The 24172-nt window shown below is 66.7% G+C and carries 21 protein-coding genes and 1 pseudogene; 7 read left to right on the top strand and 15 right to left on the bottom strand.

The window, feature by feature from the left end; all coding sequences use genetic code 11:
* Nucleotides 1-5: 5 nt before the first annotated feature.
* The 5 genes from IE278_RS22075 to IE278_RS22055 form a co-directional block, all read right to left on the bottom strand.
* On the bottom strand, nucleotides 6-1280 hold the full coding sequence (locus tag IE278_RS22075) for a lanthionine synthetase C family protein (protein ID WP_189774876.1): 1275 nt from the start codon (nucleotides 1278-1280) through the stop codon (nucleotides 6-8).
* Entirely contained in the window at nucleotides 1277-4216 is a 2940-nt protein-coding gene (locus IE278_RS22070; protein ID WP_246570513.1) for a lantibiotic dehydratase, read from the bottom strand. Before IE278_RS22070 ends, IE278_RS22075 begins: the two co-directional genes overlap by 4 nt.
* Before the next feature lie 233 nt (nucleotides 4217-4449).
* Entirely contained in the window at nucleotides 4450-4629 is a 180-nt protein-coding gene (locus IE278_RS22065) for an FxLD family lanthipeptide (protein ID WP_016825826.1), read from the bottom strand.
* A 188-nt stretch (nucleotides 4630-4817) separates the two neighbouring features.
* The gene (locus IE278_RS22060; protein WP_189774872.1) at nucleotides 4818-5006 is read right to left on the bottom strand and encodes a hypothetical protein; all 189 of its coding nucleotides are present in this window, start codon (nucleotides 5004-5006) and stop codon (nucleotides 4818-4820) included.
* 227 nt (nucleotides 5007-5233) lie between these two features.
* Nucleotides 5234-5680, bottom strand: a complete 447-nt coding sequence (locus IE278_RS22055) for an ATP-binding protein (protein ID WP_189774870.1) — start codon at nucleotides 5678-5680, stop codon at nucleotides 5234-5236.
* A 241-nt stretch (nucleotides 5681-5921) separates the two neighbouring features.
* Between IE278_RS22055 and IE278_RS22050 the strand changes: the two genes are divergently transcribed.
* Both IE278_RS22050 and IE278_RS22045 read left to right on the top strand, forming a co-directional pair.
* Nucleotides 5922-7205, top strand: a complete 1284-nt coding sequence (locus tag IE278_RS22050) for an NsdA family TPR-like regulatory protein (protein ID WP_189774868.1) — start codon at nucleotides 5922-5924, stop codon at nucleotides 7203-7205.
* Nucleotides 7202-7741 carry a GNAT family N-acetyltransferase gene (locus IE278_RS22045; protein ID WP_189774866.1) on the top strand — a complete coding sequence of 180 codons (540 nt, stop codon included), beginning with the start codon at nucleotides 7202-7204 and terminating at the stop codon, nucleotides 7739-7741. The genes IE278_RS22050 and IE278_RS22045 overlap by 4 nt, the downstream gene beginning before the upstream one ends.
* 91 nt (nucleotides 7742-7832) lie before the next feature.
* Here the strand turns inward: IE278_RS22045 and IE278_RS22040 are convergent, their stop codons facing one another.
* Entirely contained in the window at nucleotides 7833-8774 is a 942-nt protein-coding gene (locus IE278_RS22040) for a hypothetical protein (RefSeq protein ID WP_213089737.1), read from the bottom strand.
* The gene (locus IE278_RS22035; protein WP_189774862.1) at nucleotides 8761-9582 is read right to left on the bottom strand and encodes a hypothetical protein; all 822 of its coding nucleotides are present in this window, start codon (nucleotides 9580-9582) and stop codon (nucleotides 8761-8763) included. Before IE278_RS22035 ends, IE278_RS22040 begins: the two co-directional genes overlap by 14 nt.
* A gap of 358 nt (nucleotides 9583-9940) precedes the next feature.
* Here IE278_RS22035 and IE278_RS22030 point away from each other — a divergent pair, with 358 nt between their 5' ends.
* Nucleotides 9941-10336: a contact-dependent growth inhibition system immunity protein gene (locus tag IE278_RS22030; RefSeq protein WP_246570512.1), complete on the top strand. Its 396-nt coding sequence runs from the start codon at nucleotides 9941-9943 to the stop codon at nucleotides 10334-10336.
* Nucleotides 10337-10379: 43 nt separating this feature from the next.
* Here the strand turns inward: IE278_RS22030 and IE278_RS22025 are convergent.
* The 7 genes and pseudogenes from IE278_RS22025 to IE278_RS21995 form a co-directional block, all read right to left on the bottom strand.
* Nucleotides 10380-11273, bottom strand: a pseudogene (locus IE278_RS22025) (IS5 family transposase).
* Between the two features lie 240 nt (nucleotides 11274-11513).
* Entirely contained in the window at nucleotides 11514-14657 is a 3144-nt protein-coding gene (locus IE278_RS22020) for a type I restriction endonuclease subunit R (RefSeq protein WP_189774860.1), read from the bottom strand.
* Nucleotides 14657-15781, bottom strand: coding sequence for a restriction endonuclease subunit S (locus IE278_RS22015; RefSeq protein WP_189774858.1), 1125 nt, complete (start codon nucleotides 15779-15781; stop codon nucleotides 14657-14659). The genes IE278_RS22020 and IE278_RS22015 overlap by 1 nt, the downstream gene beginning before the upstream one ends.
* Nucleotides 15782-15849: 68 nt before the next feature.
* Nucleotides 15850-17598 (bottom strand): HsdM family class I SAM-dependent methyltransferase, encoded by a 1749-nt coding sequence (locus tag IE278_RS22010; protein ID WP_189774856.1) that lies wholly within the window; start codon nucleotides 17596-17598, stop codon nucleotides 15850-15852.
* A gap of 461 nt (nucleotides 17599-18059) precedes the next feature.
* Nucleotides 18060-18383 carry a helix-turn-helix domain-containing protein gene (locus IE278_RS22005; RefSeq protein ID WP_189774855.1) on the bottom strand — a complete coding sequence of 108 codons (324 nt, stop codon included), beginning with the start codon at nucleotides 18381-18383 and terminating at the stop codon, nucleotides 18060-18062.
* Nucleotides 18383-18751 (bottom strand): type II toxin-antitoxin system RelE/ParE family toxin, encoded by a 369-nt coding sequence (locus tag IE278_RS22000; protein WP_189774853.1) that lies wholly within the window; start codon nucleotides 18749-18751, stop codon nucleotides 18383-18385. Before IE278_RS22000 ends, IE278_RS22005 begins: the two co-directional genes overlap by 1 nt.
* A gap of 85 nt (nucleotides 18752-18836) precedes the next feature.
* Nucleotides 18837-19277, bottom strand: a complete 441-nt coding sequence (locus IE278_RS21995; RefSeq protein WP_189774851.1) for a VOC family protein — start codon at nucleotides 19275-19277, stop codon at nucleotides 18837-18839.
* Between the two features lie 299 nt (nucleotides 19278-19576).
* Here IE278_RS21995 and IE278_RS21990 point away from each other — a divergent pair, with 299 nt between their 5' ends.
* Together IE278_RS21990 and IE278_RS21985 are read left to right on the top strand one after the other, a co-directional pair.
* On the top strand, nucleotides 19577-20470 hold the full coding sequence (locus IE278_RS21990) for a prohibitin family protein (protein WP_189774849.1): 894 nt from the start codon (nucleotides 19577-19579) through the stop codon (nucleotides 20468-20470).
* A 147-nt stretch (nucleotides 20471-20617) separates the two neighbouring features.
* Nucleotides 20618-20983, top strand: coding sequence for a PH domain-containing protein (locus tag IE278_RS21985; protein ID WP_189774847.1), 366 nt, complete (start codon nucleotides 20618-20620; stop codon nucleotides 20981-20983).
* A 100-nt stretch (nucleotides 20984-21083) separates the two neighbouring features.
* Here the strand turns inward: IE278_RS21985 and IE278_RS21980 are convergent, their stop codons facing one another.
* Complete coding sequence (locus IE278_RS21980; RefSeq protein WP_189774845.1) at nucleotides 21084-22289, bottom strand: MFS transporter; 1206 nt, start codon at nucleotides 22287-22289, stop codon at nucleotides 21084-21086.
* An 83-nt stretch (nucleotides 22290-22372) separates the two neighbouring features.
* On the opposite strand from IE278_RS21980, the gene IE278_RS21975 reads away from it, so the two are divergent.
* Both IE278_RS21975 and IE278_RS21970 read left to right on the top strand, forming a co-directional pair.
* Nucleotides 22373-23563 carry an ArsR/SmtB family transcription factor gene (locus IE278_RS21975; RefSeq protein ID WP_189774843.1) on the top strand — a complete coding sequence of 397 codons (1191 nt, stop codon included), beginning with the start codon at nucleotides 22373-22375 and terminating at the stop codon, nucleotides 23561-23563.
* 9 nt (nucleotides 23564-23572) lie between these two features.
* Nucleotides 23573-24100 (top strand): glutathione peroxidase, encoded by a 528-nt coding sequence (locus IE278_RS21970; RefSeq protein ID WP_189774841.1) that lies wholly within the window; start codon nucleotides 23573-23575, stop codon nucleotides 24098-24100.
* The last annotated feature ends 72 nt before the right edge of the window (nucleotides 24101-24172 follow it).

The raw sequence follows: 24172 nt of genomic DNA, 5'->3' as shown, positions 1-24172 counted from the left end.
GTGGATCAAGCGATCAGGAGGCACGCGTCCCAGGCAGAGCGGGGTGGTGCGGCGGTGCTGGGCGCCAGGAGGGCCAGGGCTATGCCGGCGGCTCCGTCGAGGAAGCCGGGGCCGCCGTCCTCGTCCTGAATGAGCGCCGTGGCCATGAGGTCGGGGTCGGTGCCCGGTGGGATGACCGCGGCCAGGAGGGCGGGGATCGCGGCGCGGAGTCTTCCCGCGGTCGAGGGGTGGGCGTCGTCGGCCGTACGTGCGGCAGCGTGGGCGAGGCCGGCGAACCCGTGGCAGAGACCGTTGTCCGTCGTGGCCTTCAGCTGCCCGGGATCGGTGAGGGCGGCCACGAGCGTGTTCTCCGCGTCGATCTGGCGGCTGGCATCGCCGAGCGCGAGCGCCGCGAGTTGCTGGGTACGGGCGAGGCCGACGGTGCCGTAACACCAGGAGGGCCGCCTGGGTACCGACGAGCCGAGACGCCCGCTGCGTAGCGCTTCCCGCGTGACCCAGTACGGCCAGACCGGTCCGCCGCCGGTTTCTTCCTTCCAGCGGTCCAGCCAGGCCAGGATGGTGCGCAGTGCCGCATGGTGTTCGTCGGTGACGGAGCCTTTCCAAGCGGCGAGGGCCAGAAGTGCGAGCACGCCGCCGATGCCGTGTGCCATACCGGTGTTGGCGTGCCCGCCGGGGAATCGGTCGTCCGGGTTGCCCGAGGGCCCGGTCTGCGCCCACCAGCCCGGCAGGGTCTCGCCGTGGTGGGTGATCGGTTCGGTGAGGCGCACGCAGTAGTCGAGAACGGCGCGCATCGTGGAGCTGCCGGGGGCTCGGCGCAGTAGGTAGGCGCCGTATCCGGTGAGGCCCCGGATGGTGTCGAACTCCGCGAGCTGGGTCAGGCGTCCGGCGTCGATGCGGCGGTGCGCGGTGTCGAGACGGCGTCCGACGTCGACTGCGATCTGTCTGTCCATCGCGTCGAGGGCGCGCTGGTAGGAGCTGGGTAGGTGGTCGGCGGCACAGCTCAGGGCGTGGGCGAAGGCCGGCGCTCCGTAGAAGGGATGGCTGTCCGGGCCGCTGGTGAGCGGCTGCCGGGAGGCAGCGGCGAGCCAGTCGTGGGCGCGCTGCCAGGGGCCAAGGCCGTTCGCGGCGAGCTCGATGTGCAGGAGCGCGATTCCGGGCGAGCCGTGGGCGAGGTGCTGTCGGTCCGCGGGCAGCACCCTGGAACCGAGGGGCACGGCGTCGGGGTCGGCGAGCTGAGCGGCGATGGCGTCGACCAGGCCGAGCGCGGGATGGGTGGTCACGAGGCGCTCCTCCTGGCGCGTGCGGTCCAGGCAAGGGCGGCGGCGCGCGCCAGGTAGAGGCACACCTCTTCTTCCGGGAAGTTCACGGCGACGTGGCGCACGAAGTGGACGTGCAGCAGGGAGGTGAGGGCATCGTTGACGGCGATGCCCTGGGTGTCCGGGCCGGGCAGGTGTGGCCGGTAGGCGGCGAGCGCTGTATCCCGGTCAGTCCATCCGGACACGATGGCGTTTCCGCCCGGAACGCCGCGTAGGGCAGACCAGTCGGCGCTCGGGTCGGCGAGCCGTACGGCCTCGGTGAACTGCGGGCGTGGGACGGACACGGGGGCGGTCAGCGGGATGTGGTCGATCAGCCACTGCATCCCGGCCTCGGTGGTACCGAGGAAAGCGGAGGCGATGGCGACCGTATGGGCCGCCACCAGCGTTCGCCGGCCCGGAAGCCGTGACTGCGCGAGCTGGGCCAGGATGGCGCGCGAATCCGTCCGGAACACCTTCTCGGCCGCCTCCCATGCCATACCGGAGCCCCAGCGGCCCATTTCTCGGTAGGAGGTGGGATAGCGCAGGTCGGCCAGCAGGCCGATACTTCGCAGCTCGTCAGCCCAAGCGCTCACCGTTCGGGCCGTGTCGGCGAAGGCATCCGGGTCGGGGAGGGTGATGCGTACGCGGAGGTGTTGGTCCGGGTCGCGGAAGCGGATGAACCACCACGGCGGGTTGCCGAGTTGTTCGAGGAGGCCGGGCAGGTAGCGGGAGAGCAAGATGTCTTGTCGACGGGGATCGCCGTACAGGGCGGCCAGAAGAACCGGGGAAGCGGCAGGCGTCTGCATCTGGGCCGCAGACAGCGCACGGGTACGGCTGGGGGTCGGCAGCGGCGGCCATGCCGACGGCCTGGTTGCTTTGAGGGGCACCACGACCTCGTGTGCTCGCCCGCCGCACCAGCCGTACGCCTCAGGTGCTGGAGCCTCGACGAGCACGGCCAGGCGTGAATGGTCCAGGTGCCGGCGCAGGAGTGCACGGTGGCCGGACTCGTCAAGGTCGAGGAAGAGGCGCCGGTCGTCCTCTACGAGGTGGACGCGGCGCGGCAGTCTCCGCTGGGCACGCCAGTCGCTGAGCGCGGCGTCCCACTCGGCCCGAGGTTGGGCGTGGTCGGGCATTTCGGACACTTCCAGCCGCCAGCGCGCCGGGGCCAGCACGATCCGGCCGTACCGCAGACGTGGCAGGAACGGCATCGCCGCTGCAACGCCCCAGTCGAAGACGGTGACCTGTGCGCACTGGGCGCGGGACAGTTCGGTGAGGAACCGCACCAGCGGCGGGGTATGGGTGTGGAGGCTCAGCGCGTGCATCCCGATGGCCTCTACGCGGTGTCCGCGCTCGGGGACGGCGAGGTACATGCGGCGGCCGTCGCACCCCACGGCCAATTCCTCCGGGGTGAGGACGGTGTTCTGCGGGGCGCGGTGCTCCTGGAGGCTGATCACCGTGGGTAGAACCTGTGGGGAGCGGGTGACGTGGGCGCTCTCGGGGAGCAGCGGCGGGAAAGAGAGCTGCGCGGGCACGGTGTTGCCGTCTGCGGCCGGGAGGTCGGCAAGCTCTGTGACCAGGGCCTTCCGGTCGGAGGGGGCCAGCACGCTGAGGAATCTGCCCGTGGAGACGCCGGCACCGCGGGACACGCTCATGACCTCCAGCTGGAACCGCCCGCGCTGCAACTCCTCCAAGCTGGCCGCGTGCACCCGTACCCCGATCTCCAGGTGCGGCGGCAGCCGAGGCTCGTCGGGACTCACGTTCAGGGCCTCGATCTGTTCGTTCGTAAGGATCACTTCGTCACGGCCGTCGAGCGCAGCGGTCTGAGCCAGCCGTACGAGGGCGTCATCCCGAGCGGAGACGCGGGGCCTGCGTGCACCGGCCGGAGCACCTGGATAACCGTCGGGATAGCCGGCGCCGCTGTCCGCCACGGCTTCCATGAGCGGAACCATGGTGCCGATGCCGTACCGCTCGTAGAACCGCTGGTGATACTCGTTCCACGCGGCGGTCCCGTAGGGGCGAATACTCAAGCGGGTCAGGATGAGAGCGGCACGTTCGATCTCTCGGGCGACCGCTTCCGGCAGAACGATCTGCGCGTCCAGACGGAGGTCGAGCGCGATGGGGTGGCGACGCAGGCCAGGGACGAGGTCTCGCGTCCGCGCCGCGACGCTGTCCCGGCCACCGTGCGTGGCGCACTCCTCCAGACCCGCCCGGACCGCGCGGAGTTCGCGTACGGTCTCCGCGGCCGGGGCGAGGCTTCCGGCGTCAATCGCGTCGAGTTGGCCCAGCAGATACTGAAGGGCGTCGGTCTCGGTGCTCGGAGCGTGCAGGCTCGTGATCAGCACCCGCCGCCGGATCAACTCCGCCAGCAGTTGACGCGCCTTCTCGGGACCGGCCTCGGGGAACTCCGCCTGGAGCTTGTCCACGAGGGTGCCGAACCGGATCGGCAGTCGGGTCGCGGCAAGGACCGCGCGCACCGGTCCGGTCAGGGCCAGGGACGCCTCGACCGCGCGAGTCCGGTCTTCCTCGACGTCAGGTTGGAACGGCACGACGAGCCGGTCTCCCCGGTACGTCACGGTGTTGTTGATGACGACGGGCAGCCGTTCGAGGAGGTCCGGGCACGACTCCAACCGTGCGACCAGGGCCGCCAGCCACTCTGCCCCCGCGCGGCCCACGGCCACGTGCTCCTCGCCCCAGTCGGCTCGCGCCTGCGGTCCGAACTCCGCAGTGGCCACGCCGGCGAACAGGCCGAAGGGGGTCGCCCGGTGCTGGGCCCGCAGCAGGTAGCGGGCCACGGACAGCACCGCGCGCTGCACATCACGGAGGGCGGGGTGGTCGGCCGTGCACAGGGCCCGTACCTGTGTGGCCAGGACCGGGCTGGAGTATTGAAGCGCCTCAGCGACATCCCTGTTTGCCCAGACCATACGCAGCCACGCCACACGGACAGACGAACTACTGGGCGAACGGTCATCGAGGTCAGGACAGGGAGGAATCGGCAGCGAGGGCCGGGCCACGGCGCGCACGAGAGCGGTGGAACAGGTGTGGAACGCTGCGGGCGGAGCAACCACCCAGTACCTCCATAAGTGAGGGAGCCGGCGGCTGGTGCCGCCGCGCGGAGACGCGGCGGCACCAGACCGGAGTGAACCCGGGGGCCGGGTCAGGCGACGTTGGTGGTGCAGGCGCCACAGGTGGACCCGCAGTTGTCGTCGGTCAGGTTGACCAGGCCCGCCGGGTCGGCGATCTCGACGAGGGAGACGTCCAGGTCGAAGCCGTCCGATGCCCCCGGGATCTGCGGGCGTACTTCGGTGCGGCTGGGAACTACGGTGCTGCGCGTCATGCTGCAACTCCTCGCATCGTTGTGTTGTTACTGGGCTGGAGCGCCCACCAAGTGCCGCCTCGGAAGCGTCGCCAGACGGCTGCTCCCCGGACGACTCCTGGCCGCCCGGCACGAGGGACGTGCTCCGCGGGGGAAGTTCCTCGCGGGCCGCTTGCCTCATGCTGGGAAGTCGTGTGCCGGAAGACTGATCAAGCGGACGTCGGCCGCTGCTCCATGAAGTAGGCGAGCGCCTGGGCCTTGAGGCGATCGAGGCACGGCTCGCACGCGTAGAAAGGAGCGTGCTGCCCGTCCCACTGCACCGGACCGAGCCAGATCACCAGGACTCCGGTACGCCTGCAGCCGAGCCAGCAGTCACCGGTGATCCACGGCCACTCCATGGAAGGACGCCCCTTCTCTCAGCTGATCGGGGCAGCCGATCTGGCAGCCTGGCAGTTGGGAGCGCAGGCCCAGAGGGAGAACGGCAGGTCCCGGTGCCGTATCTCGCCCAGCCGTCGACCGCTCGCTCCCAGCGGCCGGGCGCAGAGGGCGCAGTCGATGGCCATCTGTTGGCGGGGCCGGAGCCGGACCAGATCCGGAAGGGACGAGGGTGCCGTGGTCGAGATGCTCACTTGCCGCCCTCCGTGCGAAGTTCCGCCCAGACCTCTTTGCCCCAAGGGCGTCTGTCCGCGCCGCGCAGGTCGTAGCCCCAGCGGTCGGCGACAGCATCGACGAGGAGCAGTCCGCGCCCCGACTCGTCGTCGTCGGTCACCTGGCTGAGTACGGGCAGGCGCGATGGTTCCCGGTCCACGACCCCGACACGCAGTCGAGTCGAGCTCGGCCGGCCAACCGTGAGGCGGATCTCGGGACACAGAGTGTGTCTGGAGGCGTTCGCGATGAGCTCTGTGATGATCAGTGCAGCATGGTCAGCGAGATCATCGAGATGCCACACGCCGAGGACGTCCCGAACGAGATCGCGACCGAGCTCGGCTGTGGACGGCTCGCACGGGAAGGTCTGGCTGTACGTGGGGTGGCCGGCGGAGAGGGCCTCAACTGGTGTTCTCAGACTCGTCATCGGGGTGGAGCCTTCGTGTCGTCTCGGCGCCCGGCCCTCCCCTGCGGGGGAGCTTCAGGGGCGGGCTGGGCCGTCAACAGCCGCCCGCACGGTTGAGCGCGGCGGGCGACCAGCACCCAGACAACTCCCCTTCACGGGGCCTTGGTTAGGACGTTCAGGCACTCAGCCGACGGAGTCACCTAGGGTGTTTTGACCTCTCCTTTACCTGGTGGGCGGGGATCGCGCGGGCTACCGTGCCCGTATGGACACCACCCGCAACACCGTTCTTGAGGCGTGGATGACCGAACACGGCTACAGCTCCAACAGCCTCGCCGAGGCCGTGAACAGGGCCATTGAACGGTTGACCGGGCGTCCTGGAGGACTCGACGGCTCATCGGTGCGCGCGTGGAAAGCGGGCCGGGTCATCTGGCCGAAGTCAGCCGCCCGCAAGGCACTTGAGGACGTCACCGGATTACCCGCCGTCGCTTTAGGGTTCGTGCCACGGAGCCGGCCTTCGTCCACCCCGGCCCCACCGCAGCAGGAGGACCCCGACATGAAGCGCCGTACCCTCGTCGGCAGCATCGCGGCGGCTGCCGCAGCAGCAGCCGCGCCCGGCGCCGCGTCACCGCGCCGTATCGGCATGAGCGACGTCAACCGCCTGAACAAGCGCTTCGCCGAGATCATCGCCAGCGACCACCGCCACGGCGGACAACTCGGCATCGAGCAGCGGGCCGCCGCCCTCGCCGACGAGGCCCTCAACCTCCAAAACGCGGGCAGCGCCACCCAGCGCGTACGCAGCAACCTCTACGCCTCCGCAGCCGCCTTCCGCTCCTCCGCGATGTGGGCCGCCATCGACGGCCGGCGCTACGACGTCGCCAAGGCGCACATGCGCGAGGCTCAAGCCCTCGCCGAGATGTCCGGCGACCAGACGATCAAGTTCCGCATCTGGAGCCACGCGGGCACCATGTACCGCCACATGGGCCGACCGGCGGACGCGTTCGCCGCCAACGACGTCGCCCGCAACCTGCACCTCACACGTCGGGATCCCCTGTTCGCGTCCCTCGGCCTGGCCCGCCAGGGCGCCATCCACGGGGCAGCACAGGACCGCACCGGCACCCACCGAGCCTTCGAGCAGGCACAGGACGCCATGCTGCGCGCCGATCCCGCCGACTACCGGCCGGTGTGGATGCTCGCCTTCTACGACCAGGCCGAACTGGATTCCCTGGCCCTCTCCGCGCACTTGGCGCTCGGCGACTACTCGACCGCCGAGTACCACGCCCACCGCTGCATGTCCACGCTCCGGCCTCACATGATCCGTTCCCGGGCCATCACCACCACCCGGCTCGCCCACGCCCAACTTGCCCAGGGTGCCCCCGACGCCGCCACGGCCACCGCGATGAAGGTCCCCGCCGAGGCCGCTACCCAGCACGCCCGGGTCACGCGCATGCTGCAGGAGTTCGGGGCCGCACTGCGAGCCACCGCGCCGGGCAGCTCCACCGCGCAGACCTGGACCGATCACACCGCCACCTGGAGGATGGCCGCATGACCACGGCTCCCGCCATTGAACTGCGCACGTTCACCACCCTCGACACCGCCCGCGGCGACCTCCTTGACGTGTACGCCGACGTACGCGCACCACTGCTCCACCTGCCGAACTACGCCGTCACCGCCTTCGGCGAGCGCATTGACCGACACGGCACCGAGCCAGGGTTCACGGCCGTTCTTGCGTATGCGGACGGACATCCGGTCGGCTACGCCTACAGCAACACCATCGAGCACGGTGACCGCTACTGGCAGCGCACCAGCCCGACGCCGGCGGAGAAGTACACCGAGCGTCCGGCCGTGGCCCTAAAGGAGATCGGCGTCCGGCCGACCTGGCGGAAGACAGGCACCGCCCGCCGTATCCATGACGCCCTCCTCGCATCCCGCGACGAGCCGTTCGTCACCCTCATGGTCAACCTGGCCGCCGGAGATGGGAAGGTCCACACGCTGTACAGATCATGGGGGTACGAGGACATCGGGCGCAGCCAGCCGTCACCGGCCTCGCCGGTTCTCACCGTGATGATCCGCGCCATCCGCTGACCGGCCTCGAATCTGCACTGACACAGGAAGCAAAAGTCTCAATCGAAGTTCAACGAAAATCTATCGACACAAAAGACTGAGCAGCTTCAAACTAATTACGCGGCGCGCTTCGATTCCACCATTCAATAAGCGGGGGACGCTGAGAAGCAGGGCAAATCTCCGAATAGTCATTTTTCAATAGGGTATTTATCGGCGGGACGTTCCACGCGACTTTGTCGTCAGCCACCCAGCGATCATGCCAATCCCGGACACCTCGCACGTCGATGCGCCATTCAGCACGCACCCCGCCATTCAGCATTTCGGCCTGAAACCTTCGGAAATCCCTCATCGACTTGTCCGATACGACATTTTCCGCATCACCCGACAGAATGCGAACCTCCGAAACAACCTCGCCGTTCAACTCCTCGGCAAGCTCTTCCAAGGCGCGGGCACCAAAGTGAGGGTCAGCCCACCAGATAATACCCTTCAGCGGTCGGAGGATTCGCCGCAAACGAACGATATTCAAGAATGGAGTTCTGGGAGAAATCATTGAAGCAATGCCCTGAATCTCACCCGCCAAAGCCGCGTCAGGAGCAGGCATCAAGCTCCTAACGGTCTTTAGCTTTGTCGAATAGACGAGCACCCCAACCCCATTGAGCCAGCGCAAGGTCGGTCGAATGTCAGCAACAGTCAGGGTGGACCCGACCGCCCTGTGCTGACGCAGAAGATCGAGAACTCCCTCCTCTGGAACCGCACCGAGACCCCGCAACTCTTGTTCGATGACCTGAATTGGCGTCATCCGCCTAAGTGCATTCCCAAGTGCACGCCCAGCCTCGTCCGATCTACGAAGAACCCATGCAAGCTTGAATAGAGCTCGGCCAGCTTCGGTAAGTTCGCCATCAGACAAAAGGCCGCAGCGAACGAGGAGGTAAGTAGCGGAGATGTCCGCCTTCGCCTCCTTCTCTACAGCCGCCCTGCGAATGGATTCCAGGATAACTTCGGGAGATACGATGAAAACTGCCTCATCGTCCAGAGTATCCTCAGTCGCGACCATCGAACCCAAGGACACCAAGAATCCTCACCACCTCATCAGCTCGAAAATTAGACAGGTCGAGCGTCAAAGAAAGTGACAAATTCGGCACCTTTCCGCTCTTTACGTTGCGCTCCACAAGCATGGAACCCACTTCGGAAGGTTCGACAACGTTTGCGTCTTCCTCAAACGCGCGATCAATCTCGGCAGCGTCTCCCTGGTCGCTATTCTGATCAGACTCGTCGACCGTCTCGCTTGTGGGCACTAGGGAGACAATCGGTGCAACATTGACGACACCCTCCTTGCATACAACGTTTTCCGGGTCAATCATTTCGGCATGTTTGAGTGATTCGATAAAAGACTGCGCAGCTCGCGCCGCGAACTTCTCCGTCTTGCCATACTCGAATTGGAGCTTAGTGGCCAAAACAGAGAGATCCGGAAGCGCCGTCTGATTGAAAGATTCAACCAGTTCACGGTACGCTTTCAGGTTCATGATCGCTTCCCTGCGGGCATCCAATTGTGCCGCAGGATCCGAAGAGTTGACGATTTTCTGCCCCAATTCGGACAGCCCGAGCTGCTTCCCCTCGGCGCGGATGAGCTTGAATCCACGCAGCATCGCCAAGCGGCGGTCCCAACCACTGCCCGAAGCCTTAGCTTTTTCCCCGAACTGACGCGCGAATGCCTCGGGAGACACCGTGCCCAGTCGCGCGACACCCCAGAGTTTGACGGCCGCATCCTCAGCGGCCGGGAGTCCGACGAAGGGAAGCCCTTGCTTCACGCCCTTATTAGGGGCTGCTACCGACGCATTCGGCGACGTGTTCGATTCTGTCACGGGCGGTGACCTCCTTTTGGCCAGAGACTCTAGTTCAACACGCAAGGAAATACAGGGGGGTTACTATCCGGAACGCATCCCCGCGAGACACCGTCCCGCGAAAATGATCAAGGAGAACTCCGCCCAGTTGCATCACAATTACGTCTGGTTAGCCCCCCCTCTTGGCCGAGCTACGGGTTTTTGATCATGAATCTACGGGTCCGCTGCCACCCGTTCGACTGGAGGGCAGTAGAGCAGGATAGCCGAGAAATTGGATCTGCCGCCCTCGGATAGTTGCTACTCCGCACTGCCGTTCGAGCGATCAACGAAACCTGCTCTCTCAGACCGCGCTTGAGATCTGACATGGGACGATCGGTCGGTGACTCGACTCGTGAACCCTGACCTCTCCCTTGAGGAGCTTGAGCGCGACCGCTGGTCGGCCCCATCGGGCGGCGAAACCCGGCTGATGGCAACGGCGCGTGAGCTTCGGCGCAAGCCGATCGGCAGCCTGACGGTCGAGGACATGCGGTTGCTGATCAGGCAGGACGTGGGCCTTGCCCATCTACTGTCGCTGGCGGTGGAGGTCATTCGGGCCAACCCCCTGGCGGAAGGCGACATGTATGAGGGCGATCTGCTGGCTGCCGTGCTGACCAGGAATGTGGTGGTCTGGAACGAGTTCCCCGAACTCGGGCGAGAGGTCCGTCTGATCGTCTCGGAGCTGGCCGACGTGCCGCCTGCTCTGAAGCGCGAGGTCGAGGGGTTCTTGGCCCAGTAGCTCACCGACAGCAGCTGCCGTCGGTGAGGGGCCAGCGGGCTGTCTACGAGGATTGCCGCACGAGCGGTCGTGGCTCGGGGCGCATCGCAGCACGTCCCCGGGTGAGCCGGCGGACCATGATGCCGATCATGGCCCATCGAATCATCGTCTCCGAGTGGGCCGGGCTGGTCTCGTAGTCCCGGGCAAGGCGCCGGTGGGCGGTGAGCCACGAGAAGGGGCGCTCTACCGCCCACCGCTTGGGCTGGACCTGGAAGCCGCGCTGGCCAGGATCCTTCCGAACGATCTCCAGGTCACGGCCGAGGATGTGAGCGGGCCACTCGACCAGGCGGCTGGCGAAGCCCTGGTCGGCCCAGATCTTCCGGACCCCAGGGTGGTCCAGGCGGGTCCACAGCAACGGCCGCTTCGCGCCATCGCGGTCCTACATGCTCGCCGCAACGACGTGGACGGCCAGGAGCAGGCCGAGCGTGTCGGTGACGATGAACCGCTTACGGCCCTTCACCTTCTTGCCCGCGTCGAAGCTCCTGGTGGCCGCCGGGACGGTGTCGGCGGCGCGGACAGACTGCGAGTCGATCAGACCCGCGCTTGGCTCGACGTCGCGGCCGTCGGCTTCACGGACCTGGCCGCGCAGGGCGTCATGGATGCGCTCGACGATGCCGTCATCGTGCCACCAGGTGAAGTACCAGTACACCGTCGGCCAGGGCGCGAAGTCCTTCGGCAACTGTCGCCAGGCACACCCAGTCCGCACCACGTAAAAGATCGCATCGACGATCCGCCGCCGCGGATGCTTCTCCCGCCGCCCACCTTTCGGCCCCACCCGCGCCGGCGGGAGCAACGGCTCCACCAGCGCCCATTGCTCATCCGTCAGATCCGACGGATACCCACTCCCGACACCACTCACGGCGAGCTCAACGAACCCCTCAGCAACGGGACACGGCAGATCTCAAACGCGGTCTCAGGCCCTCGTTGCCGTCATGGAGGTGAGTGCTCCAACGGCTGATGCTGGTTTCACGGCTTCCCGAGTCAGAGTTCGGTTTCGTGCCGTGCTGGTCAGTGGCCGTCTCCGCGCTGCGCTCGGCTTACTGCATCCGGGCGCTCGGGCAGCAGTGCCATGGATCCTGCTCGCCCTCACCTCCGCAGCGGTGTGGTCTGCTGGGGCGGGACATGGGTGCTGCCGTATCTAAGAATCCACCTGCTGATCGACCGCTGCTTCGTAGAAGGCATCCGCGAGGGCGACGATGATCGAGTTGATGGCCGGCCCGTCGGTGAAGAAGTAGTCAGCCATCGTGTTATGGGCGTCCTGGTTATCTGCGACCGCCTCCGAAACTGCTGCTTGGAAGTCTTGTGACTCCATGAACTGCTTCTTGGAGTTCACCTTGGTCTGGTTGATCAGGTTCGGGTCAGCGAGCAACCGCTGGACGAGCCCCTGCACGAACTCCCGGACCTGGGACTCGGCAAACGATTCGGCGCCGAAGAGGTCGTTCATCTTGGCTATGACGACCTGGAGCGCGACGTACTTCGGATCCTTCTTCGAGCCCGTGCCAGCGGCGCTGATGCCCTTCAGCTGACCGTCGCCCACCAGTGAGATGTCAACCGAGATCGCTTTGTCGTGCTTGACCCCGACCAGCACCACGTCAGAGAGGTCGACGTCGGCCGTCCAGGCGGACTCGGCGATGACCTTCTCCAGCAGGCGCAGGAAGATCGAGAGCATCTCCATGTAGGGGTCGCCGTAGTCGACGATCTGGGACATGAAGTCATAGAGGCGTACGTAGGTGGAGACGTCTTTGCGGAAGAGGTCGAGCGCGTTGAGCGTGACCTTGTCCTCTTCCTCGATCGCTCGCGTATAGCGGCGGCGGAAGTCGTGCTGCGCCGGGCTGATCGCCGCCGAAAGCGCGTTGTTCCCTTTCCGAGTCACCCACAGCTCGGCGACCTTGCGGACGTCGTCCTCCGTGTAGATTCCTGCCTGGGCGAGCTTGTTAGCCAGGTGGACGACGACGTACGGATCGGTCTCGGTCTCCAGGGTCGCGTTCTTGAAGTACGGCTCGAAGGCTGCCTTGATGTCCTCAGGCTTGTTGGCGAAGTCGATGACGAACGTCTTGCGCTTCTGCTCCCCACCAGCTGTGCGGTGAGTGCGGTTGAGCCGCGAGAGTGTCTGCACCGCGGTGACTCCTGACAGCTTCTTGTCGACGTACATCGCCGAGAGCAGGGGCTGGTCGAAGCCGGTCTGGAACTTGTTGGCGACCAGCATGATCTTGTACGTGTCGCCCTTGAAAGCCGCCGCCAGATCAGCCCCGGCGCCGGGGTTCATGTTGCCCTCGGTGAACTCGTCATCCTTCGAGGGCTGCGGGCCCCAGTCGCTATGCCAGGTCTCGTCCTCAGCCATCGTCACCCCGGCGGAGAAGGCGACCAACGTACGGTAGTTGTACGAGGCGTCCTCGGCGCGGCGCCTGGCGATGTAGGCGTCGATGGCCAGCTTGTACTTCACCGCGGACTTGCGTGACCCGGTCACCACCATCGCTTTCGCCTTGCCTTCGAGGAGGTAGGCGACGTTGGCGTGGAAGTGCTCGACGATGATCTGCACCTTCTGGCTGATGTTCGTCGGGTGGAGCTGCACCCACCGCATCAGACCCTTACGGGCCGCGGACTCCTCGACCTCTTCTCCGTCGCCGCTCTCGGCCCTGCCGGCGATCTTCAGCGCGGTGTCGTAGTGCTGGTAGCCCTTGAGCACGTCGAGGATGTAGCCCTCCTCGATCGCCTGCTGCATCGAGTACAGGTGGAACTCGCACGGTTTGCCGTCGTTCCCCTTGCGACCGAACAGTTCCAGCGTCTTGTTCTTCGGCGTCGCGGTGAAGGCGAAGTAGGAGATGTTCTCCGACTCGGCCCGCTCAGTCATCTCCGAGGCCAGCACCGACTCCACATCGACTTCGCCGCCCTCCTCGATCTCCTTCACCTCCTCAGCGGTCAGCACCTGCTTCAGCTTCGAAGAGATCTGACCCGACTGGGAGGAGTGCGCCTCATCGGCGATGACGGCGAACCGCTTGCCCTTCAGGCCGGCGTCGGTCCGGATCTCGTCCAGCGCATGCGGGAAGGTCTGCACCGTCACCGCGATGATGAGCTCGCCGTTCTTCAACGCCTGTGCCAGCAGACCCGACTTCGACTTCGCGCCGGCCTTACGGACGTCTTCGGGGCTGATAGTCGCGACGATCTTGCCGGTCCCGTCGATCTGCCGGATCGCATCCTGCAACTGGGAGTCGAGCACGGTGCGGTCCACGACCACGATGACCGAGTCGAAGAGCTTCTGGTCATCGACATGCAGCCGCGCCAGCCGGTGGGCCGTCCAGGCGATGGTGTTCGTCTTCCCCGACCCGGCCGAGTGCTCGATTAGGTACCGCCGCCCGACACCCTCCTCCTTCACCGCCTCGACGATGTTCGTGACGGCCTCCCACTGGTGGAACCGCGGGAAGAGCATGCTCGTACGCCGCACCGACGTGCCGGTGGTGACGTCCCACTCCTCCTTGGTCTGCACGATCATCAGCCGCCCGATGATGTTCAGCCAGGCGTGCTTCTCCCAGACGCGTTCCCACAGGTACGCCGTCGCCGACCGCCCGTCCGCGCCGGGCGGGTTGCCGGCACCACTGTCGAAGCCCATGTTGAACGGCAAGAAGTGGGTCTTCTCCCCCTCCAGCCTCGTGGTCATCGCCGCCATGCTGTTCAAGACCGCGAAGTGCACCAGCGCCCGGTGACCGAACGACAGCAACGGCTCCGGCCGCCCGTTCGTCAACGGATTGCGCCGCTGTTTGTACTGGTTGACCGCCTCGTCCAGCGACTGAGTGAAGTCCGTCTTCAGCTCTACCGTGGCCACTGGGAGCCCGTTGACAAAGAACACCAGATCGATATTGCGCTGATCGGCGGTCGAGAAGTGCACCTGCCGCACCACCCGCACCCGCATCGCCTCGTAGTGCGCGGTGGTCGACTCGTTGAGCGAGGTCTCCGGACGGAACTGCGCCATCTTCAACCGACCACCGCCGATGTACTGCACCCCGTTACGCAGGATGTTCAGCGTCCCCCCGCCATGCTCCAGCGGCCGGTCGAGCGCCGCGGTCAGCACGTCGAGGAACTTCGCCTGCGAGCCCGCCGCCTTCAACGCCTTCTCGTACGCTGGCCTCTGCGTCTCCTCCAGCCACGCGAACAGATCGACGGGGAACAGCGCACGCTCTCGGTCGTACTCACCACCGTCATGATCATTCGCCGAGTACAACCAGCCGTGATCCCGCAGGTGCTCACAGATCTCCGTCTCGAAGACCACCTCGTTGTGGTCGGCCATCACGCCGCCTCTCGTACGTCGATCTGCCCCGTAACCGCCGCAGTGATCAACGCTGCCCTCCGCTCCCGGGCGAGCTCGATGAACCGCTCGGTCTCCGCAATGAGCGATCCGATCGCGGCTGTCTGCTCGTCGAGGGCCGCGACGGCTCCTCTCTGGTCTTCGATAGGCGGCAGCGCAATAGGAAGGTTGCCGACCGTCCACTTGTTGGTAGCAGCAAGGTTCGTCGTCTGCTTTGCCGTAGTACGGAAATAGGCCCGCGCGACCGGACCATCGAGCCAATAGACCAGAAACTCCGAGTCGAGACTTTCGTTTGGCCTGACTGCGAAGATGTGGTTTTGATGCAGCATATTGGGCAAGTCACCGTGCCAGAGTGCTCCTCGCCCCAACTTATCGATGTCCCCGCCCTCGGTCATCAAGACATCCCCACGCTGGAGCATAGAGCGAACAGCGCGCTCAGAAGGAATGCGGACCGTCTTGATCATACCTAGATCCACGTACCCAACCTGGACATTCGCGACGCGCAGGTACGGCCACTCGGCATCAGCCGAGTCGCCCGCACCGCTCAATGTCACCCCTGTCTGAATCGTCGAAACGTACTTCAGTCTGGTCATGGCGTCGCTCAGCTTGGCCAAGGTGCTCGCGATTACAGCTGCACGCCGTTCGCGGAGCATCTCGATCAGGCGCTGCTGCTCCTCGATGAGCGTGTCGATGCGGGACGTCTCGCGGTCGAGGTAGCCAGCAATGGCGCGCTGCTCGTCGATCTCTGGAAGGAGCACGTCGATCGTCCGAAGGACGGTAAATGGAACCTCCGTCGTGCGAATGCCGCCGTGCTCACCTCCGGCTGAGATCCCACGCTCACGTGCGATGAGTTCGCTGGTGAACCACGAAGATTTCATAAGATGGACGATGTAGCGGGGATCCATTCCCTGCCGAGGCCGCATCACTTCGTAGTGGTAGGTGACCAGTCCATCCTCATGAGCGACGCCCATCGCACCAGAACGGATCTTCATCTTATTGAAGACAATGTCCCCTTTGCGGCACACCTTGTAGGCATCGAGCGACTCTGCACGTTGAGGTGCGTCCGTCAGCTCGCTGCGCCGTACCACACCCTTGGTCTGCGACACAGACATTAGCGGGAGATCAACGCCAGGAATCCTCTCATCGATCTTCTGAATTGCTGCGCCCAACCGGGTCATCCCTCAACCTTCCGCAAGAGGCCCAGAATTTTCGCGACCTGCTTTTCCAGATCGGAGTCGATCTCGGCGAGTGGCCGGGGCGGAACGTATTTATAGAAGTGACGAGTGAAGGGAATTTCGTAGCCGGTCTTGACCTTGGCCCAGTCGATCCAGGCGTCATCGGGGACATGCGGCTTCACCTCGGCATCGAAGTATGCCTGGATGACCTCGATCTTGCCCGCCGGGCCGACGGTGGAGCCGCCGTAGGTGAATGGCACGTTCTCCGTATCACGTTTCTTGGTGTCCGGTTTCGGTTTACCCTTGCGGTCGGTGATCGGTTTGCCGTCCTCATTCAGCAGGGGTCGCTCGACGGTGATGGTCCAGTAGCCGAACTCGTCGTTGCGCAGCACCTTGGAGGTGCCGGGGTCGGCGTTGGTGAAGTCGGCATACAGCTTGACGACCTTCGCGCGGTCGTCGTCGCGGATCTCACGTCCCTTGGAGCCGAGATTCTTACGCATCTTGGTCCAGAACGACGTGCCGTCGATGAGTTGGACCTTGCCTTGGCGGTCGGGATGCTTGGTGTTGTCAAGGATCCAGATGTAGGTGGCAAGGCCGGTGTTGAAGAACATGTTGGTCGGCAGCGCGACGATCGCTTCGACGAGGTCGTTCTCCAGCAGCCACTGGCGGATATTGCTAGGGCCGGATTCAGCGGCGCCGGTGAACAGGGGGGAGCCGTTCATGACGATGCCGACGCGGCCTCCACCGTCCTCAGGTGCGCGCATCTTGTGGGCCAGGTGAAGCAGGAAGAGCATCTGGCCGTCGGAGGTCGCCGGGAGGCCGGGCGCGAAGCGGCCGTAAGGGCCAGCAGAGTCGCGCTCCGCCGTGATCGCCTTGGCGTACTGCTTCCAATCCACTCCGTAGGGCGGGTTGGACATGCAGTAGTCGAACTGGCGACGCTTGAAAGCGTCGTCGGTGAGCGTGTTGCCGAAGGCGATGTTGGTCGCGTCGTGGCCCTTGGCGAGCAGGTCCGACTTACAGATGGCGTACGACTGCGGGTTGTACTCCTGGCCGTACAGGCTCAATTTGGCCTCGGGGTTCTGGGCGAGCAGGTGCTCCTCGGCCAGGGAGAGCATGCCGCCAGTGCCGGCGGTGGGGTCGTACAGCGAGCGGATGATGCTCCCCTCGGTGAGGTCGAGGTCCTTCTCGGCGAAAAGCAGGTCGACCAGTAGCCGGATCGCGTCGCGCGGCGTGTAGTGGTCTCCGGAGGTCTCGTTCGCAGCCTCGTTGAACTTGCGGATGATGTACTCGAACGCGTCCCCCATGTCTGCGTTGGACACCACGTCGGGATGCAGATCGACGGCGCCGAAGGACTTAACGATCTCGCGCAGGAGCCCGGCCCTTTCCAGAGCCAGGATCTCCTTCTTGAAGTCGAAGTACTCGAACACGTCTACGTCGGCGGAGAACCGGTCGATGTAGTCAGCCAGGTTGTCCGCCAGTCCGTCCGCATCGGCCAGCAGGTTGGCGAACTCGTAGTTGGAGATGTTGTAGAAGGTCCGCCCCGTGGCCTTCTTGACCTCGACCTTGAGCCGGTTCGGGTTCTCGAACTTCGCCGCCAGCTCTCGCACTGTCGCGCGATCGGGCTCGAGGATGCAGTCGAGCCGCCTCAGGATCGTGAACGGGAGGATCACTGTCCCGTACTGGTTGGGGCGATAGGGGCCCCGAAGCTGATCAGCGATTGACCAGATGAAGCTACCGAGCGTGCTCACAAGTTCCTCACGAGAATCGTCTAGCAGTGCCGATCACTTTGCCAGAGGCAGCAGCCACCGTCCCATGGTTCAGCCATGGGCCCTCTTGACATGCTCTTGCCGACCGGCCCGGGGCTTGCACGTGTTGCCGGAGAGGCAACTCCGCAAGGCGTTGGAAGATGGCAAGAACGAACCGGGCGCGGCAGACGACACTACGGCGGGATGGAGATGCGCCGGCACGACACCGAGGTGCCTCAGGCGCGTGAGCGATGCGTGAGCGGACTGCCTGATACAGGGCGGCATGAGCCGGATCAAGTGGCTCGCCGCGCGGCTCTGAACAGGGGAAACAGCACCGCGCGGCAGCGCCAGGCACCACCCGGCAAGGATTCGATCCCACTCCTAAAGCGGGTGTCGCAGGTTCGAATCCTGCCGGGGGCACAGCAAAGGGCACCTACGGAATCTCGTAGGTGCCCTTCAGCGACTCAGGCGGCGTGCGGGGTGAACGTGACGTGCGAGTCGCCTTCGTCGATGGTCAGGTTGAGAGTGCCGTCCAAGGCCTTGGCCAAGCGTCGCAGCAGCGGAAGAGTCGGCACGGTGTCGCCGCCCTCCGTCCGGGAGACCTGGGGCTGCGTCATCCCGGCCCGCTCCGCAAGCTCCGTCTGGGACAGGCCGAGCTCGATGCGACGGTCGTAGACCGCTTGACCCAGGTCGCCGGCCAGGCGGGCGTCGGCGTACTCCTGGTCGTACTCCACGGCCTCCCCCGCGAGTTGCCGGGTCCGGCGCGTCTTCCACGTGCTGTGGTTCATCAGCTCTCCTTGCGCCGCTCGTACCTGTGCTGGGCATGGCCGTGCTCGGCCTCGCAGACCTTCTGGGCCTGGTGCGCACGCTCGACTTCCACTGCTTCACGCATCCTCGTCTTACGGAAGACCGTCAGCAGCACGATCCGTTGCCCCGGTGCCAGCCAGTACGGAATGCGTACGGCCTCACCGTCCAAGTCAAAGCGCAGCTCCCGGAGCTTGCCTCCCAGATGCCGCGAGTACGGCTCGCCGAGGGTCGTCGGCTCGTCCAACAGTCGGTCCGCCTTGTCCTCGACCCGCCGGTAGAGACGGAACGGAAGGAGTTCCAGCCAATCCCGCACCTCAGGCTCGATCTCGATCTGCCACGGCTCCGTCATGCAACCAACGGTATATACCTCGGAATGCATACCGCAAGCCGAGACCCTGCTCGGCCCAGCCACGCGAGCGTTCCTGACCCCCGGCTCAGGTCAGTTGCTCCGCCAGGCCGACGATGATGCCCTCCGGGCCGCGGACGTAGCAGAGCAGGTAGCTGTCCTCGAACCGGGCGATCTCGCCGAGTAGTTCGGCGCCGTGCGGGCGCAGGCGGGTGACGGTGTCCTCGATGTCGTCGACCGCGAACATCACGCGGTGCGTGCCCAGGATGTTGTGCGGCCGGTTGCGCGGCCCGTCGCTGATCGCGGCGGGGCTGCGGTACTTCGCCAGTTCGAGCCGGCTGTGGCCGTCCGGGGTCCGGACCATCGCGATGTCACAGCGGACGCCGTCGAGTCCGGTGCACTGGTCGGCGACGAGGCCCTCGACCCGCGCCCTGCCCTCCAGCTCCATACCGAGTTCCACGAAGAACGCGATGGCGGCGTCCATGTCCTCGACGACGATGCCGACATTGTCCATCCGCTGAATCGCCATGCTGATCTCTCCTTGTACGTCGGGTCGGGTGCCAGGTCGTGTCCACGGCGTGTTCTCCGTCGTACGACCGGTGGTGACCAGTGGTGGTCGCTGATGTCTCTGGGACGGAGCCGGTGCCGCGTTCTCGACATCCGCGATCCCCCAGCTCCTCTCAGCTCCGGCACGATCCCGGCCGATCGCGTCCGCTCGCGTCCGCTCCCGTCCGATCATCCAGTCACCCCCCACCCGTAACCCGACCTCGCTACGATGCGCCGCGCCGCGCCTGGGGGGCGCGGGTTCGTGTTTCTAGGGGGAAAGCTGTGTTCGTACTGTCCATCCTGCTGCTCATAGCCGCGGTGGTGCTCTTTCTCGTCGGCCGTGGTGGTGGCCGCACCACCTCGGGGTGGAAGCTCGGGGCGGCGCTCAGTGCCGTGGCGGGTCTGCTGGCCGGCGTCTTCGCCTGTGTCCATGTCGTGAGCGCCTACGAGGTCGGCGTGCCGGTGACCTTCGGCAGGATCGGTACGCCCTTGTCCTCGGGCGTGCACTTCAAGTCGCCGTTCACCGACGTCACGTCCTTCTCCACCCGCCCGGTGGACCTGAACCTCAACGACGACGACGTGGTCGAGGTGCGCTCCTCGCAGGGCGGTGTGCTCTACGCGGACGTCACCATCAAGTGGGCCGTGGTGCCCGCCAAGGCGGTCGGCCTGTACCGGCTCGCGGGCAGCGAGGAAGCCGTCGAGGAGCGGCTCGTGCTGCCGGACAGCCGCGAGATCATCCGCAACGTGTTCGCCAAGCACACCAGCGAGGAGGGTTACGCGTCCGCGCGGGAGCAGATCGGCTCGGAGATCGCCGATCTCGTGAAGGAACGCCTGGCGCCGCGCGGGATCGACGTCACCTTCGTCAACCTGCGCAATGTGCGGCCCTCGAAGAAGCTGCAGGAGCAGATCGACAAGAAGATCCAGCAGGAGCAGGCCACCGAGCGGGCCACCGAGGCGTCGCGTACGGCCAAGGCGGATGCGGAGCGCAGGCGGATCGAGGCGGAGGGCATCGCCCGCGCCAACAAGATCATCGACAAGTCGCTGAGCGACAAGGTGCTGTACAACCAGTGCCTGGAGGCGTACAAGGAAGCCTCGAAGGCCAACCCGGTGTACGCCGTCCCGTGCGGTACCGGCTCGGACGGCACGCCGGTCATCGTGGACGGCAGCAAGAGCTGATGCCACCCGGGCCCCGCTGAGCCGGGGCACAGAGCGGCTGCGTTTCCGGGCTGTCGCGCTCTTGCGACAGCCCGGAAACAGAGCATTGCTCCGCATGGGCTCCGGTGCGAGGATCTTGGGACTTCAACCACCTGATGGGGGTTCGTCATGGCGCTGTTCGGAAACGCGCACACCGTCGATCCGGCGAAGGCGCAGAACGACTACGCGCGACTGCTCGGGCAGAACGAGCAGGTGTACGCCGCCTTCCAGTTGATCCGCGACACCATCCTCTTCACCGACCGCCGGCTGATCCTGGTCGACAAGCAGGGCATCACCGGTAAGAAGACGGAGTACCACTCCGTTCCGTACCGCAGCATCACGCACTTCGCCGTCGAGACCGCCGGGACCTTCGACCTCGACGCCGAGCTGAAGATCTGGATCTCCGGCACGCCCACGCCCATCGAGAAGACCTTCACCAAGGGCGTCGACATCTACGAGGTCCAGGCGATCCTCACCCAGTTCGTGGCGCGATAACCGAGCGGGATCGGCTGCCGGACCGGCGGCAGGGGCGGCGGTGGCAGCCACCCCTGCCGCCGTCCGCCGCAGTCGCCCTGCCGCCGTCGCCCCGCCGCTGTCACGCCGTGTCCCGTGCGGGGGACGGCGGCCGTACGGAAGACGGCTGGCGTACGGGCCTCAGCCCCCGCGCCAGCGTCAGCGTCACCGCGATCGACGCGACCGCCGTCGCCGCCATCGCCGTCGCCGGTGACGTCAGTTGGGCCGCCGTGCCCGCCAGCGCCGCTCCCACGCCCTGCATCGCCAGCATCCCGGACGAGTGCAACCCCAGTGCGTGACCGGCCAGTTCGGGCGGTGTCACGGCCATGAGGCGTTCCTGCTGCAGGAGGCTCGCGCCGAAGCCGACCGAGGCCAGCGCGGCGAGCGCCGCGGCCAGGGACGGGCGCGGGTGCAGGGCGAAGAGGAGATACGGGGCCGCCAGCAGCAGGAGCAGCGGCACGCCCAGACGGGGGCGCAGGGCCGGACCTGCGAAGCGGGCGACCGCCACGTCCCCGACCAGCATGCCGAGCGCCGCGCACGCGAAGAGCAGGCCCGCGTGCGCGGGAGCGTACGGGACGTAGAGGGACTCGCAGCCGACGATCAGGCCGTTGGGGATCCAGAGGGCCAGGTAGAGGTGGCGGCGGGGGCCCGAGGAGATCAGGGTCGTGTTCGTGTGCCAGGTGGCGCGTATCGACGGGCGGCCCTTCGCCCTCGGCGGGCGGGGGCTCAGGGCGCGGTGGGCCACCGCCGCGGCCGTCACGTACAGGGCTGCCGCCGTGAGCAGGGTGCCGCGCGGGGACAGGAGCGCGATCAGGACGCCTCCGGTGGCGTAACCCGCGATCTGGGTGAACCCGTTCGCCATGTTGAAGACGGAACGGCCCACGATGTAGGCGTCCTTGGGCAGGATCTCGTTCAGCAGGCCCCAGCGGACACCTCCGCCGAGGGAGGCCACCAGACCGAGGGCGAGGATCAGCGCGAAGACCGTCCAGAGGGGGGCGGGGAGCGCCAGGAGTGCCGTACCCGCCGCGAACGCCAGCGCCGTGCCCGTCAGCGTGGCGCGCGGGGGCAGCCGGTCGGCCGCCGACAGGAGCGTGGTCGCGCCCAGGACCTGGGCGAGCGAGGGCCCGAACATGCTCAGGGCCGACAGGAGAGGTGAGTCCGTGGCCCGGTAGACCAGGGTGCCGAGCGCGAGTCCGCTCATCGTCTGGGCCGCCACCTGCGCCGAGGAGGCCAGGAAGAGCGGGGTGAACTCCGGGGTGCGGAAGAGGGACCGGTACGTCGTTGGCATGCGCCGGAGTCTCGGGTCCTCGCCCGGGCGACCGTTAGTGTTTCGCGTCCGTGCGAAACGACCATGAACCAAGAGGGGCGGAAATGGGCTGGTGGCAGGTCAACGCCGACACCCTCGCCGGCAGCCGCTTCGTGCTCTCGCCGCTCGCCGAGACCTTCGCCTGTCTGAAGGCACTGCACGTCCGGAGCGCCGCGCATCCCGGCGAACGGGTCTGGCTGGACACCCATCTGCCGGGCTACGAACGGCGGTTGGCGTCCGATCCCGTCACCGCCGCCCTCGTCCGGGCCGGGTTCGGCCGCGAGTGGATCGCCGACTTCCTCACGCCCACCCCGCGCGGCGACGAGGACTTCGCCACGGAGGTCGCCCGGGTACGCGGGGCCTCCCCCGAGGCCGCCCGCGCCCACCTCGCCGTCGCCCTGCGCGGGCCGCTCCCCGCGATCCTCCGGGACCGCGACGACCTTCCCGAACGCGCCGCCGACCTGCTCACCCACGTCTGGACCGAGGCCGTACGCCCCGACTGGCACCGCCGGCGGCGCGTGCTCGAAGCGGACGTCGTGGCCCGCACCGCCCGGCTGAGCCAGGAGGGCTGGGCGTCCGCGCTCGGGGCGATGCGGCCGGGGATGCGCTGGCTCGGCGAGAACCGGCTGCAGGTCAACCTGCACGAGTACCCGCCCCGCGAGATCTCGGGCGCCCGGATCGTCTTCGTACCGGTGACTCCGCAGCGGCACGGGTGGGTGTCGTGGGACGAGCCCCCGCAGCGCCCGCACCCCGACACGGGCCCGCGCCGGTACGGGGTCGTCTACCCCTGCTCGGGCGTACTGGCCCATGCCCGGCACGGGCACACGACCACCCCCGCCTCCGACACCCCCGACCTCCACGTCGCCTCCGTCGCCGCTGCCGCTGCCGTCTCCGTTCCGGGGAGTCTCGCGCGGTTGCTCGGCGGCGCGCGGGCCCGCGTACTCGTTCTCCTCGGGTCCCCCATGAGTACGAGCCAGTTGGTCGCCGTCACCGGGCAGGGACTCGGGTCCGTCGGCCGGCATCTGAAACTGCTGCTCGACGCCCGACTGGTGGGGCGGCGGCGCTCAGGGCGGTCGGTCCTGTACTTCCGGACGGCCGAGGGCGATGTTCTCGTCGAGGCACAGGGGACGCAGGTGGCGCAGGTCACTCAGGCGGCACAGGAGACGCAGGTGCCACAGGGGACGCAGATGGCTCAGGCGGCACAGGGGACGCAGGTGACGCGGGGTGGCGGTCCGGGGTCGGCGGGGCGGAGTTAGCATCCGCTCATGACTACTGACAACGCCTCCGCCTCCGCTGCCGCCTCCGGCGCCTCCGCTCTCGACGTCGACATCGATGCGCTGCAGGGCGGTTCCGCGGATCTCGGCCAGTACAAGGGCCAGGCCGTGCTCATCGTCAACGTGGCGTCCAAGTGCGGGCTCACCCCGCAGTACGCGGGCCTGGAGCGGCTGCACGAGCGGTACGCGGCGCAGGGCTTCACCGTGCTCGGGGTGCCGTGCAACCAGTTCATGGGCCAGGAGCCCGGCTCGTCCGAGGAGATCGCGGAGTTCTGCTCGGCGACGTACGGCGTGACCTTCCCGATGACCGAGAAGGTCGACGTGAACGGGGACGCCCGCCACACCCTCTACGAGCGGCTCACCGGCTTCGCGGACGGCGAGGGGCACACCGGCGACATCCGCTGGAACTTCGAGAAGTTCCTGATCGGCCGGGACGGCACGGTGGTCGCGCGCTTCTCGCCGCAGACCGAGCCGGAGTCCGCCGAGGTCGTGTCCGCGGTCGAGGCCCACATCGGCTGAGCGAGCGCCGGTCCGTCACCGCTGAGGTGCGGGCCCGGTCGGCTGGGCTCGTCCTCCTCAGTGCCCCGGCGG

It is taken from the genome of Streptomyces tauricus (genome assembly GCF_014650955.1).
Lineage (GTDB): Bacteria > Actinomycetota > Actinomycetes > Streptomycetales > Streptomycetaceae > Streptomyces > Streptomyces tauricus.
The sequence above is the reverse complement of the archived record's forward strand: the minus strand, read 5'-3'. Positions and strand labels throughout refer to the sequence as shown.

What these genes read in the sequence shown, in the direction of transcription:
- IE278_RS22070 (WP_246570513.1), bottom strand. Translation starts at nt 4,216, where the DNA reads ATGGTCTGGGCAAACAGGGATGTCGCTGAGGCGCTTCAATACTCCAGC.
- IE278_RS22065 (WP_016825826.1), bottom strand. Translation starts at nt 4,629, where the DNA reads ATGACGCGCAGCACCGTAGTTCCCAGCCGCACCGAAGTACGCCCGCAG.
- IE278_RS22060 (WP_189774872.1), bottom strand. Translation starts at nt 5,006, where the DNA reads ATGGAGTGGCCGTGGATCACCGGTGACTGCTGGCTCGGCTGCAGGCGT.
- IE278_RS22055 (WP_189774870.1), bottom strand. Translation starts at nt 5,680, where the DNA reads ATGACGAGTCTGAGAACACCAGTTGAGGCCCTCTCCGCCGGCCACCCC.
- IE278_RS22050 (WP_189774868.1), top strand. Translation starts at nt 5,922, where the DNA reads ATGGACACCACCCGCAACACCGTTCTTGAGGCGTGGATGACCGAACAC.
- IE278_RS22045 (WP_189774866.1), top strand. Translation starts at nt 7,202, where the DNA reads ATGACCACGGCTCCCGCCATTGAACTGCGCACGTTCACCACCCTCGAC.
- IE278_RS22040 (WP_213089737.1), bottom strand. Translation starts at nt 8,774, where the DNA reads ATGGTCGCGACTGAGGATACTCTGGACGATGAGGCAGTTTTCATCGTA.
- IE278_RS22020 (WP_189774860.1), bottom strand. Translation starts at nt 14,657, where the DNA reads ATGGCCGACCACAACGAGGTGGTCTTCGAGACGGAGATCTGTGAGCAC.
- IE278_RS22005 (WP_189774855.1), bottom strand. Translation starts at nt 18,383, where the DNA reads ATGAACCACAGCACGTGGAAGACGCGCCGGACCCGGCAACTCGCGGGG.
- IE278_RS22000 (WP_189774853.1), bottom strand. Translation starts at nt 18,751, where the DNA reads ATGACGGAGCCGTGGCAGATCGAGATCGAGCCTGAGGTGCGGGATTGG.
- IE278_RS21995 (WP_189774851.1), bottom strand. Translation starts at nt 19,277, where the DNA reads ATGGCGATTCAGCGGATGGACAATGTCGGCATCGTCGTCGAGGACATG.
- IE278_RS21985 (WP_189774847.1), top strand. Translation starts at nt 20,618, where the DNA reads ATGGCGCTGTTCGGAAACGCGCACACCGTCGATCCGGCGAAGGCGCAG.
- IE278_RS21980 (WP_189774845.1), bottom strand. Translation starts at nt 22,289, where the DNA reads ATGCCAACGACGTACCGGTCCCTCTTCCGCACCCCGGAGTTCACCCCG.
- IE278_RS21975 (WP_189774843.1), top strand. Translation starts at nt 22,373, where the DNA reads ATGGGCTGGTGGCAGGTCAACGCCGACACCCTCGCCGGCAGCCGCTTC.
- IE278_RS21970 (WP_189774841.1), top strand. Translation starts at nt 23,573, where the DNA reads ATGACTACTGACAACGCCTCCGCCTCCGCTGCCGCCTCCGGCGCCTCC.